Here is a 12,534-nt window from a genome sequence, read left to right as displayed (position 1 = left end):
ACAACAATCTTCTGGAGCGCGACATCAGGGTTTTTGCAACTGGCAGGAAGAGTTGGTTGTTCAGCGATACCGTGGACGGAGCCAAGGCCAGTGCCGTCGTCTACAGCCTGATGCTGACCTGCCGCGCCTCACGTGTCGAGCCGTTAGCGTGGTTGCGCCACGTCCTCACCGAATTGCCTCAGCGCGCCGGCGACGCCGATATTACCGACCTGCTGCCCTTCAACTTCCACAAAGCCGCCACTGCCTGAACGGACCGGTATCGCCCCGATACTAGGGCAATCCATCAAAACCGCCGGCGTCAACGTGCGGGGAAAATCGCGCTTACAGAAGAATGACTATCGCGATGCAGAAGCGATCGCCGAAGCGGTGCAGCGCCCGACGATGATATTTGTCGCGACCAAGACGGCCGACCAGCTTGATCTTCGAGCCCTGCATCGGGAGGGCAAGCGATTGGTCAGTCAGCGCACCGTCATTATCAATCAGATCCGCGCGTTCCTTCTGGAGCGCGGGATGCGGTGCTCCAAGGGCTGCCTTTCCTGCGGGTCGAGCTGCCAGGCATCCCGGCGAAGCGTACCGACGTGCTCTCGCCTCGCATGTTGCGGATCATCGAGGACTTTCCAGAGACTGGCGCCGGCTGGATGAGCGCATCGAGAACCTGTCCGATGAGATCGAGCCGCTAGGCTCGGACTGGTGCCAAACCAGATATCGGCTGGCGACCGAACGGTCCTCGGCAACATATCGAGGCACGGCAATCGTTATCTACGAACGCTGTTCTTTGAGGCAGCCTGGGTCGTATTGGTCAAAGTCGGGCCCAAGCAATGGGAGCGCTATGGCCTCAAGTCATCGATTGAGGCAGCCAAAAAGCGGCTGCACCACAACGTGCCCGTGATTGCGCTCGCCAACAAGCTCGCCCGCATCGCCTGGGCGGTTCTCCATAAAAAGGGCGTGCCCGCAGCGTGACGATCAGCACACCGAAAACGAGCGCCATAGCGCCGAGCATCTTCTTGCCGTTGCCTGTTCGCTTGCATTGATCCTCACACCAAGCGCGGCGACCCGCGGCGGGATCGCGGAGCTGAGGATTCAGATCAGACGAGAGGCAAAACAGGCTTCAGCGACCTTGTCGATCACCTCGGACTCCAGTTTGCAAGCATTCTGCAGGGTCTCGCGCACGACAGGGAATAGCAAGAAATAGTGCATTCTGTCCGAGATGCCAGTAGCGGTGCCGGCATGATCGGGCCAGCCCATCGCCCGCTGTGCAGTCGCCATATGGTCGATGACCTTGGGCAAACAGCGATCATTGACGGCACCGATCTCCTTGCTCCATTGCCGCAGCGCATCCAACGTGTCCAGCATCGACTTGCGTGCTTCATCGTTCAACGAGATCATGATTCGCTCCGCACTAATTGGCCCCTGTATCTCCCTGCCCGTCCCGCAAGACCGCGCTAGGATGTCGGGTGAACTACCCATTTGCCGGGTCGGAACGACGGTAACACGCGCGCCGGAAGTGGGAGTCGTGCCCGGCTGTGCGGCGGCCTTGTTACATAGCTCGTTTCAGATCGGCATGCGGTGTCCATAAAACTCGTGGTCATCATTGTAACCGCCCTGGCCCGCCCCAAGGTCGGCGTAGTCGTGCACGAACTCGATTGCGGCGAGCCACTTCACCATCCTGAAGCCCAACTCGTTCTCGCAGCGCAGGCGCAATGGCGCGCCGTGCATGACACGAAGCGGCTCGTCGTTCATCTCGTAGGCGAGCAGGGTCAGCTTGTGCCGCAGATTTTTCATCGGGTGGACCTCATAGTAGCGCCCGCCATCGTCGCCGAAGGCCATTGAGTAGAACACGGCGTAGCGAGCCTGCTTCGTCGGCCTCACCAGCTCCACGATGTGACGCATCGGAACGCCGCTCCATTTTGCCACCCCCGACCAGCCCTGGATGCAGAAATGGGTGGTGATCTGGCTCTGCTTCGGCATTGCCTTAAGGTCGGCAAACGAAAATTCCTGCGGATGCTCTACGAGCCCGCCGATGCGCAGGCGATAGTCGGCAAAGCCGCCAGCCAGCATCGCCTTGTATTCGGGAGAATCCGGCAGGAGGTGTTGGTTCGGCCAGTGATGCGGGGAGATGTCCTTTTCCGTGAGCTCGCTGGTGGGATCCCACCGTTCGGCGAGCCCCTTAAGCCCACCGATCACAAACCGACCGGTCTTCTGCACAAGGCGGGCGTGCTTGATGGTGAAGGGCGAGGCCCAGAGCCAAGCTACGATGATTATGGCCATCGCCACGATGAAGTACGGCAAGCCGACCCAATGGGCGCTCTCCACACCGGCAAACATGTGATTGGTGTTCTGCCTGAGCCCGGTGATGAACACAAAGACGCCGTGAACGGCGATGAAGAATACGAACCAGCAAAAGCCCAGAAAGTGGATCGACCGGGCGACCTGGCGGTTAAGCACCCTGCCCAGCCATCCCAACTTGTTGGAGAAAGCCGGCCCCTGCAGCAGCCCCATTGCGATTTGAACCGGAGCGGCGATGAAGAAGGTGAAGAAATAGGTGAGCTGTTGTAGGCCGTTAAAGCGCGACCACGGCTCCGGGGGCGGGAAGTTCAACGACGCGTATTGGATTGCCGTCGACAGCGCGTTAGGAAAGACCTCCCAGGTGAGTGGGACGAGACGCATCCATTGGTCGGTCACGAACAGCAGGACGAAAAAGGCGACGCCGTTGACGGTCCACAGGAAGTTGACCGAGAAGTGCCACCAGCGTGCGAGCCCGATGGAATGGCGCAGGCCCGGGATGCCAAGCCAGCCCGGGAGCGAGACAGCGTCGTCCTTGGCCGTCCACATGCGATACGCCGGTACGGGATGCGAGAACCGGAGCCACTCCGTTCCTGGGGTGCAGTCGCGATTCCAATAAAGCCGCGGGTGATCGGCCAGGATCTGGATGCCAGCGCGCATGATGAAGTACATAAAGAACATGTTCAAGAAGTGCTGCAGGCGCATCCACCCCGGAAAGCCGGGTACGGCGGGCTGCGCTTGGGCGACGCCGGGGTAGCGCCGGATGAAGTCTTCTATCGCAGGGATCTGACGCAGTTCTTGGGCGACGGCGATCAGGATGATGAGCGCCGCAGCTGCGATCGGCACGGCCCACAGGACGTTGATCCAACGATGGCCGATCCGGATATGCGGCACAATAGGCCGGCGCGGCGGTATATAACGGTTCCACTCATCTAATTGGATACGGGCCCCGGCTGGCGTGAGGTCTGCGGCGAGTGGATCGTGCGTCCGGACACTGGCAGGCGCTGTTGCCATACGCTACCTCCCATTCTCGGGCACTCACGGTCGGCGTTGAAGAACAAGCATCAAGGGCCGACATCGAGCGTGCGGGCCAGAAGGAAATGAGTTAACTACTGCGATTGCCGAGGTTGCCGGCTAAAAGCGCCGCGAACAACGCGAACAGGTCGAGAATGGAGAACGAGAAGAGGCGCTGGGCGGCGAGCCGATTCGTCCCCTTACTTCCGTGCAATTGGAAAGCGAGTGCGACGAGGATCGCTCCACAGGTAGCGGCGGCGGTGCCAAAGAGGAGGCCGGCAAAGCCTAGGGCGCACGGCAACAGCGAAATTGGCAGCAGCAGGACACTGTAGATCAGGATCTGCCGTGCTGTTGCAGTCACTCCCGCAACCACCGGCAGCATGGGGACGCCAGCGCGGCGATATTCGTCGGCACGATTGAGCGACAGCGCCCAGAAATGGGGCGGCGTCCACAGCAGTATGATCAGGAACAACATCACCGGCTCGAGCCCGATGCTTTCGGTCACTGCCGCCCAACCAATAACTGGAGGGAGGGCACCCGCAGCGCCGCCGATGACAATGTTTTGTGGCGTCCGCCGCTTCAGCCACATCGTGTAGACGATGACATAGAAGAAGATCGCAAAGGCGAGCAGCGCGGCGGCTTTGATATTGAGCGCAAGAGCAAGGATGGCCACGGCGCTGCAGGAAAGGATAAGTCCGAATACAAGCGCCTCGGCGCGCGAGATCTCCCCGCGGGGAATTGGACGCCTAGCGGTGCGGGCCATCACAGCGTCGATGTCAGCGTCATACCACATATTGAGAACACCGGCCGCGCCAGCTCCTGCGGCGATGGCACCAATTGCAATGGACGCAACCAGCGGGTCGAGGTGACCGGGCGCAATCGCCAGCCCAACAAACGCCGTGAATACCGCAAGCGCCATCACTCGCGGCTTCATGAGTGCAACGAAACCAGGTAGGCGCGCGGCGAAACGCCCCTGCAAGGGAGCCTTCGCGGCCTGAAAGAGACTTGAATGATGATTGAGCAAAAGCAACATCGTGTCCTCCAAGTTCGTCAAAGCCTTGGACGAACAGTCGTCTCGCCATCTCTGCATCCGCATGATCCGCTCCATCGGAATCATGTTTTGGTTGAGATGAGTCATGATCCACACCGATCCAACAATCAGCACGATCTCGTGACCGACCGGGACCTGCATCCACGAGTCTTGCAGGCGTGTCTCATCGGTGGCGGAAAGGCTATCGCGCGTCCATTTGGGGCAACATCAAAATCCCGCAAGGCTTGGAGCGCGCCCCCGCGCTTCCAAAATTTGCGCTAATTCAACGCTTTGGCGCATGCCGTCAGGCGCCAGGAATTATGACAGCCCGAGCCATTCGCTACAGCGCAGCTGTAGGGTGCCTTCGCTTGTAGGTCGCCGAAGGAAGTTCGCAAAACCAGCTTCGATAGTCCCGGGCAAATTGACCGAGGTGCCAGAACCCCCATTTGTTTGCGACATCAGCAATGCTCATTGACGGTTCATGCGCTCCCGACAAATCGTGTCGCGCGGTCATAAGCCGAAACGATCCATGAAAGCTTTATCCAGTGGATGAGGGATCGCCCGTACTGTGCCGCGGTTAGGAGCACGCCGGCTAGTTCAGTCTGCACGAGCTCCGCGGCGAACGGGCCTTTGTCGATCTGCGTAAACGCAATGCGATAGCCGCGTACCTTTTCGACGAGTTGGTCCACATCCTCGGCGTGCACGACCGAGACAAGAGAGGAGTGCCGCCGAGCATCTGTGGCGTTTGCGGAAATTTGATGTGCCAGGTTGGAGAAAAAGGACATCCTCCGCCCCCTACGTTATCGGGCCTGCCTTTTCAAGCTGGCCCGTGTCGGGCAGACCCCGAGCCTGTTGGTCCAATGCCGGCAGCACGATGAGCGACGAGACTCCCAAAACCAGGCTGGAAAAGCTCCGCCTCGAGCAAGACGCCAAATTCGACGCGATTGTCTCATGCTTGAGCCGCGAACTTTATTCGGGGTCGCCTGCCTCGGAAGCGGATCGCGAACACCTGATCGAAGAGGCAGAGCTGCTTACCGATAACTGGGCGGCAGCCGAAAACAACCATCGCCCGTTGGAGCTGAGCACGGCCCTTCAGATTCTTCTCAGCGAGCACCAGGAGATTTGCAAGCAGATAATCAAGATTATCGATTCCGAAGGATCAGAAGAATCGTAGCGACCCATTCGCCCGTGCATGGTGCGTACGGGCGAGACCGTCTGCCGAATCGCCTAGTCTATGCCGGGTCGCAAGGGTGACCCTGACATGGTAGCAGGGCCGGCGCCGGCAACCGTCCTACCGACTTACTCTCTCATCTGACGGCACGCAATCCCGGAAGACCCTGGCCGCTATCGCGACGACCCCGACAGTGATGACGAACGGGAGCACAGGAGCGTAGACCGGCGCATGAATATGGAAAAGCGCGCCGGCTGTGGCGCCAATGATCAGAGAGACAAGCACACCACGCAATCGGCTGTGCTCTTCACTGGTTAGGGGTCTATTGTTGGCCCAATCGCCGACCAGGAAGATGAATGTAGCGGTGGCGGCAGTCGTAAATATGCCCCCGACGTTAAGTCGCCAGCGCCCAGACGGCAAGGAGTACAGGAATAAGGTTGTCGCCGGGCCGACCGCTAGTCGCAAACCAGATAGCTAGGAAACAGAGTTGCGGCAGTAGTGAGATGCCGAGAGCGAATGTCGTCGGTCGCGGCCACACGGCGCCAGTCGCTTGCTCGCCCTCATCCGCCGCGGATTGGTTCGAATGCCTAATAATCCTCGTGGTGAGGTAGACACCGCCCGCGAAACCGGCCATCGACGCCAGGACCGATACGATCCGTGGCGCGTCGGGATGGCCCGCGATTCCCATCCCCAGAAAGGCGACGTTCCCGGTCATAAAAGCCGTGAAGACCTTTCCCAGGGCAAGGAAACTGATTGCGTCCACCGCGCCCGATGAAACCGAGAGTGCGGCGAGTAGCCAGTTACGGACGCTGACGTAGGTGACTTGGCGGTCAACTCTTTCCACTTGCGTGGTCACAGATTCCGTACTCATAAGATTAACCGGGATTCCCCGGATGAGCCCTGAATTTGAGGCGGATAGTAGCGATTTTCTGGGCTGTTCGGAAGTCCCGCCAGCGTTTGTGGCCGCTCGCCGACAATCGGGCGCTGCCGCGATACCGCAGGATGACCGGCTTGAGTATATCTGAATCGCGGCGACCGTTGCCAAGATCAGCGCGTCATCCGGCGAATGCGGGTTAGACTCAACGGTGGCCTTATCTCGGCCGGCGCATTTGACTACTTCCTATTTGCGCTCGCCATGAGCCTTTCAGCTCATGACCCCGGCTGATCTCTAATTCCGGGCCTGCGGTCAAGACTCTCCAAAAACGTCCTTGCCGGGTTCAAGGTTCTCTCCGCAGTAGGGGCATGCCCTCCGCATGATGGCGTAACGTGACGCTGGCGGATCAATGTGTGAAGTGCGCTTGCTTTGCATTGACGTTGCCGGTGAAGCTGGCCGTCAGATTCGCGGAAACTTGCGAATCTGGAATTCTCTCGCGCGCGCCACGTCACTGCCGGCGGAAACCCGGGTCATTGGCGGTGGGCAGATCGGCGGCAATTGTCATCGGCGGCGAATGGGACTTCGACTGGGCGGGCAACAACAACGGCGGTATTGGAGTCGTTATTCAGGGATGATGATCTGACCAAGTCGCCTCCCCGCCTGCCGAAGTCGGACAGGTCTCGGACCCAGCAATCACCCTCGAAATTCCGAAGCCGCATAGTCGAGCGTCGATTACTTACGCCAGACTTCGCTTGCGAAACCTGCCGAACTCGCATAGCGCCTCCTGGGCGCGTCAAGCGTGGAATAGACTTCACCACTCCGGCGGCCGAACTGTTGGCCCAATATCTCCGGGTGACGGAAGACCCGGAGCCGGCGGTTGGGGCGCGCCGGCCGGCGGCAGCAGCTCTCCCCAGTTGGTCCGCGCTCGCATTTGGTCGGCCGTCGCAGCGGTGACGAAGTAACTGTCTTCCCGTATCTGCCATCCGCCCCCCAGCGCGCGGTAGATCGCGGTCGCACCGAGCGCGACATTGGCCGTGGCGGTTGCCACATTGCTCTCCGCCTGAAACAGATTCTGCTCGGCGGTCAGTACCGTCGTGAAATCCGTGGCTCCTTGCTCGTACTGTTCCATCCCGATTCTCAAGGCGCCGCGCGCAGCTTCGGCGCTCTTGCGCAGGTATCCGACCTGAATCCTCGACTGCAGAAAGGTGGAAATGCCGTCGTCCACCTGCTGCTGTGCCTTGAGGACGATGTTTTGATAGTCGACCAGCAGCTGCTGCAGCTTCGCGTCCTGCAGCCGCACGTCGTTGGTGATCTGGCCGTAATTCAAGATGTTCCATTGAAACGACGGGCCGGCGGCATAGGTGATGCCTCGTGAGCTGACGATCTGGCCCAGATTATGACCGTTGGCGGTGCTGGCCGCGCCTCCGAACGTGCCGGTGATGCTGATGGCCGGATAGAGCTGCGCCTCGGCGACGCCGATCTGCGCATTCTGTGCCAGCGCAGCAAGCTCGGCGGCGCGAACGTCCGGCCGACGGCGAAGAAGGTCCGCCGGAATTCCCACCGCGATCGTACGGGGCGGCGCAGGAATCCGGCCACGCCATCGGGTGAGCAGCGCGTTCAAGGAGACAGGCGGGTTTCCGAGCAGCACGCAGAGCGCGTGCTCTCCTTGTTGCAACTGGATGGTCAACAGCGGAATCGCTGCTTGCGTCTGCTCCAGGACGTTGCTCGCCTGAAAGACGTCTCGTTCGGTCGTGCCGCCGCCTTTGTACTTGGCCTGCGCGATCTCTAGGGCTAGCCGCTGCTTATTGATGTTGGAGCGCGCGATCGCGATCAACTGCTCGGTGGTGCGAATGCCGATGTAGGTTGCCGCGACATCGCCCAAGAGCGTGACCAGAACGTCGTCATAGCTCGCGATCGAAGCGAGATAGGCGCCGTCAGCAAATTCAACACCACGCCGGAACTTACCCCAGAAATCCAGCTCCCATGCAGCCTGCGCAGCGAGCGCATCGGTCCAGAATTGAGTGGGGTTGGCATTTGGGAGGGCGGCCGGCGTGGCGGCGCTGGGCTGGCTGTAGATCAACGAACCCGTCCCCTGCTGTACCTGGGGATAGAATGAGCCGATGGCGATACCCAGCGAAGCCCGTGCCTGGAGCACGCGGGTCCCGGCACTCAGCAAAGTGAGATTCTGGTCATAGGCAATCTGGATCAGCTGATTGAGCGTAGGATTGCGGAAGGCCCTCCACCAATCGCGATAGTCCTGATGACCTGACTTGATCGAGCGGCTGTTCGCGGCAAGAAATTTGTCAGTGATCGGGGCCGCAGGCGGAATGAAGTTCGGGCCAACGGCACAGGCTGCCAACGGCACGACCAGCGCCGGCAACAGGACATGGCGCACGGCTCCGCGTCGGGCGAGGTGGAGAGTCCCCATTGGCGCAACCTCCCCGAGTTGCTCGCCAGCCCCGTTTCAAGTTATCAGCTTTGCCAATCGCCCGCGTCACAACCTGCGCAACTTCACGTGCAAAGAAGCGCCCTGCGTCAATTTTGCCACATGCAAATTCGGCAAAACCTGCGCGCAATCAACAGGCGCCGGCTAACTTTTGCTTAGCTCTTGGCCACAGACGGCACGACGTACAACAGCCACTTCTTCATCCGGATTGCGACCTTTGAGATGATGTGGGTCGGCTTGCCCACCTTGGTGTAGATGGCGGCACTACCCCCCGAGCCGATGGACAGATCGCGCGAAACGGCCGGGTCGTCGAAGAGGATCTTGACCGCGAAGGTGCCGGTCGATCCGACCCTCGCCGCTGTCGGGATATCTCCGCTGGTGGTGAACTGCCCGCCACCGGAGGCAGGAATTACGGTGTCCACCTTTCCGGTGAAAAGCCGGCCCGGATATGGATCGAGCACCAGCTCCACGTCGTTTCCGGGTTTCACATTCATCGTCCAGTTCTGAGGAAACACGGCCCCAACAAAGATGCTTGACGTGTCGACGAAGGTCCCGGCCGCGGCGATTGGCACGGACACCAGCATGGTTCCCACCTGCACCTGCCAGTTCACCACGTATCCGTCTGCCGGCGCCAACATCTTGCACTGCGCAAGGTTGAAGCGCGCATCGCCCAGTTGAGCCTCTACAGCTGGTACGCCGCTCTGGGCGACCACCACGGCGAAGGCCGCCTGTCGCGCGGCGGCTTCGGCCTGCTGCAGGCCGGACTGCGCGGCGGCCAATGCGGCCACCGCCTGTTGCTCGGCGGCCTGGGCCTGCGTAACGGCGGCGGCTGCCTGCTGAACGGCGGCATCCGCCTCCTGACGCTGCTGCTTGGTCTCGGCCACCTTGAGCTGACTGATCGCGGCGACGTTCGCTCGTTGAATGTTCAGGGCGATCTGTTCCTGCGTCCTGGCCAACTCGTCGGCCGCCTTCGCCTTGTTGAGATTGGCTTGCGCATTGGCCACGGCCGCCTTGGCTTCATCGACCGCAGCCTGGGCCTGGGCCACTCCATCCTTGGCCTTCGCCACATTTGCATCCGCCGCTTGCGCGCCGGCCTGCGCCTGATCGACATTCGCTTTCGATGCCTTGAGCTGGGCCTCGAGCTGATCCACCGTAAATTGATACGGCGCCGGGTCGATCTCCAGTAGCAAATCGCCTTTCTTCATCGGCTGGTTCGCCTTGGCATACACCGCTTTGACCTGTCCCTTCACATAGGGAACGAGCTGAACGACATACTGGGTCGTCACCAGCTGGCCCGTTAGCGGCGCCGACTGCGTCCACCACACCACCACGCCACCGATCATGAGAATGCCGGCGAGGATCATGCTTGCGATGAGATACGGCGTCGGTTTCAGGTGGAACACCTTGAAGAGCACAAGCACAACGGCAGTATAGACAATGATCAGGAATGCAATCATGGCCGCATTTCCTCGTGGACTCAGAGCTTGCGCATCGGAGGGTGTCGATTGGTGGGGGCCTCGGATTCACTTGCGCCCCACCCATGCTGATCATTTTCGATCCTCGAAGCTTGCGATCCGGATGGATTGACGAAGGCCCAGATCAAGGCCAGCGGCCACAACAAGCCGCCCGTCGCCATGCCGATCCAACTCGTGATGGCGGAGGCCTGTGGATGTTCCCATTTCCGCGCGAGGCGGCCCGGCAATTGCCCCAAACTCACAATAGCGATCACCGCGACCGTGATGAGAACGGCGAACACCACAAATGCGAACGCGTCTAAAATGCCAAACGTGGAATCCATGTCGATCTCCCTTCTCCCGCGACACCGCCCGTAGCGGCCAAACAGCCTTCGGCATGCAACCGAGTTGACTTCTTCCTGCACGTCCCGCGTGCTCGGAACGATGACAGACGCTCTTTGGAGTCCGCGAGCCGCGGCACATCGACTTGCGCAGAAAATCTCCATATCGGCGCGGTCAGCCTCCTCCATCTCAGGACGATGCAAATGAGCCGAAAACGCATAGTTTGGCGGCGCCAGGTCTAGTAAGCTGAAAAAGGGGAGCTGGAATGCGCTCGGACGCATTCGCTGCATGCAAGGGCCCGAGAGGGTTCCCGGTTCCCTGTTGCAAACTATCGATTGTCAAATTCGGACGAACAGTTGGGGGAAGCGGTTCAGTACCGGAAGGCGAATTTAGACATGGTTTGATCTTTGAGGCTATCGAAACTCCGGCGGCCAAGCGGGACGGGTGCGCGGCAACAGAATTCTGCGCACAATTTTCGCCCAGGTGGGCTCTGCTACTCTTCGGATATTCCAGCATCGATAATCTTGATTATCTGCTTGCAAATCTCCTGGTGCTCGCTGAGAAGAATCTGAAGGGCCGTGCTCAGCTCCAACGGGCGATGGTTGTTTTCGGCTGCTGCCCAGTTATCGGTAAGCAGCTCTGCCTCTTCGATCAGGTGTTCGCGATCCGCTTCCGAGGCAGGCGACCCCGAATAAAGTTCGCGGCTCAAGCATGAGACAATCGCGTCGAATTTGGCGTCTTGCTCGAGGCGGAGCTTTTCCAGCCTGGTTTTGGGAGTCTCGTCGCTCATCGTGCTGCCGGCATTGGACCAACAGGCTCGGGGTCTGCCCGACACGGGCCAGTTTGAAAGGGCAGGCCCGATAACGTAGGGGGCGGAGGATGTCCTTTTTCTCCAACCTGGCACATCAAATTTCCGCAAACGCCACAGATGCTCCGCGGCACTCCTCTCTTGTCTCGGTCGTGCACGCCGAGGATGTGGACCAACTGGTCGAAAAGGTCCGCGGCTATCGCATTGCGTTTACGCAGATCGACAAAGGCCCGTTCGCCGCGGAGCTCGTGCAGACTGAACTAGCCGGCGTGCTCCTAACCGCGGCACAGTACGGGCGATCCCTCATCCACACCGGTGAGCCGCCGTCGGGGAAGATAAGCTTCGCGGTGGGGATGTCCCGGCAGCCCGCCCTCTGGAAAGCAGGTGACTTCGGGCCTCATGACCTACTGGTGTGCCCCACATCGAGCGCTGAGATCGATCTTGTCACGCAGGCGGGCTACGGTGTTGCCACCGCCTCCTTCGCGCCGGATCTTGTCAAAGCAACCGCCGACGGTTTGGGATTGCCACCGTTCGCCCACGGAGCGAACAGCTTGGTGATTCCATTGGAGCGGAGTAAGGCCAACATGCTCCGAGCCCTATTCGATGCGGTATTTGGCGACGCGGTGGCGAGGCCACACGGTGATCGAGCTGCTAATTGGTCGGTTACAAAGCAGGAAGATCTCTTACGCATTTTGCTTAGCTGTTCAGGCGACGCCACGTCCAAGACGAAGTCGGTCGGCAATTGCGAGCGGGCCCGCGTCATGAAAGCCGCGATCGCAGCGATCAACGATTGTCCCGGGGAGGTTCTCAGCATTGGCGATCTTTGTCGGATCGCGAGAGCAAGTGAGCGGACGCTGGATAATGCTTTCATGGAGCGTTTCGGCTTATCACCGGCGCTCTACATGAAAGTTCAGCGATTGAACGGCGCGCGACACGATTTGTCGGGAGAGCATGAACCGTCAATGAGCATTGCTGATGTCGCAAACAAATGGGGGTTCTGGCACCTCGGTCAATTTGCCCGGGACTATCGAAGCTGGTTTTGCGAACTTCCTTCGACGACCTACAAGCGAAGGCACCCTACAGCTGCGCCGTAGCGAATGGCTCGGACTGTC

The 12,534-nt window shown here is 60.1% G+C and carries 13 protein-coding genes and 1 pseudogene; 4 read left to right on the top strand and 10 right to left on the bottom strand.

Features of this window, described 5'->3' with window-relative positions:
• Positions 1-248, top strand: a 248-nt coding sequence (locus K288_RS0101515; RefSeq protein WP_027577984.1) for a transposase domain-containing protein, incomplete at its 5' end; no start/stop codon positions are given.
• Positions 249-327: 79 nt separating this feature from the next.
• Positions 328-960: pseudogene (locus tag K288_RS50305) on the top strand (transposase); the annotation flags it as partial.
• Between the two features lie 120 nt (positions 961-1,080).
• Here K288_RS50305 and K288_RS0101500 read toward each other — a convergent pair.
• From K288_RS0101500 to K288_RS54005, 5 genes are all read right to left on the bottom strand, one after another.
• Positions 1,081-1,386 carry a hypothetical protein gene (locus K288_RS0101500; protein WP_027577982.1) on the bottom strand — a complete coding sequence of 102 codons (306 nt, stop codon included), beginning with the start codon at positions 1,384-1,386 and terminating at the stop codon, positions 1,081-1,083.
• A gap of 165 nt (positions 1,387-1,551) precedes the next feature.
• Entirely contained in the window at positions 1,552-3,297 is a 1,746-nt protein-coding gene (locus K288_RS0101495; RefSeq protein ID WP_027577981.1) for a molybdopterin-dependent oxidoreductase, read from the bottom strand.
• A 91-nt stretch (positions 3,298-3,388) separates the two neighbouring features.
• A complete protein-coding gene (locus tag K288_RS0101490) occupies positions 3,389-4,489 on the bottom strand; it encodes a heme o synthase (RefSeq protein ID WP_244443015.1) in 1,101 nt (366 codons plus the stop codon).
• Positions 4,490-4,667: 178 nt separating this feature from the next.
• A complete protein-coding gene (locus K288_RS50300; protein ID WP_244443014.1) occupies positions 4,668-4,799 on the bottom strand; it encodes a helix-turn-helix domain-containing protein in 132 nt (43 codons plus the stop codon).
• A gap of 7 nt (positions 4,800-4,806) precedes the next feature.
• The gene (locus K288_RS54005) at positions 4,807-5,112 is read right to left on the bottom strand and encodes a hypothetical protein (RefSeq protein WP_027577979.1); all 306 of its coding nucleotides are present in this window, start codon (positions 5,110-5,112) and stop codon (positions 4,807-4,809) included.
• An 89-nt stretch (positions 5,113-5,201) separates the two neighbouring features.
• Here K288_RS54005 and K288_RS0101480 point away from each other — a divergent pair, with 89 nt between their 5' ends.
• The gene (locus K288_RS0101480; protein WP_027577978.1) at positions 5,202-5,501 is read left to right on the top strand and encodes a hypothetical protein; all 300 of its coding nucleotides are present in this window, start codon (positions 5,202-5,204) and stop codon (positions 5,499-5,501) included.
• A gap of 391 nt (positions 5,502-5,892) precedes the next feature.
• Here the strand turns inward: K288_RS0101480 and K288_RS0101475 are convergent, their stop codons facing one another.
• From K288_RS0101475 to K288_RS0101455, 5 genes are all read right to left on the bottom strand, one after another.
• Positions 5,893-6,354, bottom strand: coding sequence for a YoaK family protein (locus tag K288_RS0101475; RefSeq protein ID WP_160168909.1), 462 nt, complete (start codon positions 6,352-6,354; stop codon positions 5,893-5,895).
• An 829-nt stretch (positions 6,355-7,183) separates the two neighbouring features.
• The gene (locus K288_RS44335) at positions 7,184-8,767 is read right to left on the bottom strand and encodes an efflux transporter outer membrane subunit (RefSeq protein ID WP_244443013.1); all 1,584 of its coding nucleotides are present in this window, start codon (positions 8,765-8,767) and stop codon (positions 7,184-7,186) included.
• A 206-nt stretch (positions 8,768-8,973) separates the two neighbouring features.
• On the bottom strand, positions 8,974-10,275 hold the full coding sequence (locus K288_RS0101465) for a biotin/lipoyl-binding protein (RefSeq protein ID WP_027577976.1): 1,302 nt from the start codon (positions 10,273-10,275) through the stop codon (positions 8,974-8,976).
• Positions 10,276-10,295: 20 nt separating this feature from the next.
• Positions 10,296-10,616, bottom strand: a complete 321-nt coding sequence (locus K288_RS53445) for a DUF3302 domain-containing protein (RefSeq protein WP_160168908.1) — start codon at positions 10,614-10,616, stop codon at positions 10,296-10,298.
• A 491-nt stretch (positions 10,617-11,107) separates the two neighbouring features.
• Positions 11,108-11,404 carry a hypothetical protein gene (locus tag K288_RS0101455; protein WP_027577975.1) on the bottom strand — a complete coding sequence of 99 codons (297 nt, stop codon included), beginning with the start codon at positions 11,402-11,404 and terminating at the stop codon, positions 11,108-11,110.
• A gap of 89 nt (positions 11,405-11,493) precedes the next feature.
• Between K288_RS0101455 and K288_RS0101450 the strand changes: the two genes are divergently transcribed.
• Positions 11,494-12,516 (top strand): helix-turn-helix domain-containing protein, encoded by a 1,023-nt coding sequence (locus K288_RS0101450; protein ID WP_027577974.1) that lies wholly within the window; start codon positions 11,494-11,496, stop codon positions 12,514-12,516.
• The last annotated feature ends 18 nt before the right edge of the window (positions 12,517-12,534 follow it).

Source organism: Bradyrhizobium sp. Ai1a-2 (genome assembly GCF_000426245.1).
Taxonomy (GTDB): Bacteria; Pseudomonadota; Alphaproteobacteria; order Rhizobiales; family Xanthobacteraceae; genus Bradyrhizobium.
The sequence above is the reverse complement of the archived record's forward strand: the minus strand, read 5'-3'. Positions and strand labels throughout refer to the sequence as shown.

Bases quoted from the DNA above. Each gene is read 5' to 3' on its own strand.
- K288_RS0101500 (WP_027577982.1), bottom strand. From the start codon at position 1,386: ATGATCTCGTTGAACGATGAAGCACGCAAGTCGATGCTGGACACGTTG.
- K288_RS0101495 (WP_027577981.1), bottom strand. From the start codon at position 3,297: ATGGCAACAGCGCCTGCCAGTGTCCGGACGCACGATCCACTCGCCGCA.
- K288_RS0101490 (WP_244443015.1), bottom strand. From the start codon at position 4,489: ATGCAGGTCCCGGTCGGTCACGAGATCGTGCTGATTGTTGGATCGGTG.
- K288_RS50300 (WP_244443014.1), bottom strand. From the start codon at position 4,799: ATGAGCATTGCTGATGTCGCAAACAAATGGGGGTTCTGGCACCTCGGT.
- K288_RS54005 (WP_027577979.1), bottom strand. From the start codon at position 5,112: ATGTCCTTTTTCTCCAACCTGGCACATCAAATTTCCGCAAACGCCACA.
- K288_RS0101480 (WP_027577978.1), top strand. From the start codon at position 5,202: ATGAGCGACGAGACTCCCAAAACCAGGCTGGAAAAGCTCCGCCTCGAG.
- K288_RS0101465 (WP_027577976.1), bottom strand. From the start codon at position 10,275: ATGATTGCATTCCTGATCATTGTCTATACTGCCGTTGTGCTTGTGCTC.
- K288_RS53445 (WP_160168908.1), bottom strand. From the start codon at position 10,616: ATGGATTCCACGTTTGGCATTTTAGACGCGTTCGCATTTGTGGTGTTC.
- K288_RS0101455 (WP_027577975.1), bottom strand. From the start codon at position 11,404: ATGAGCGACGAGACTCCCAAAACCAGGCTGGAAAAGCTCCGCCTCGAG.
- K288_RS0101450 (WP_027577974.1), top strand. From the start codon at position 11,494: ATGTCCTTTTTCTCCAACCTGGCACATCAAATTTCCGCAAACGCCACA.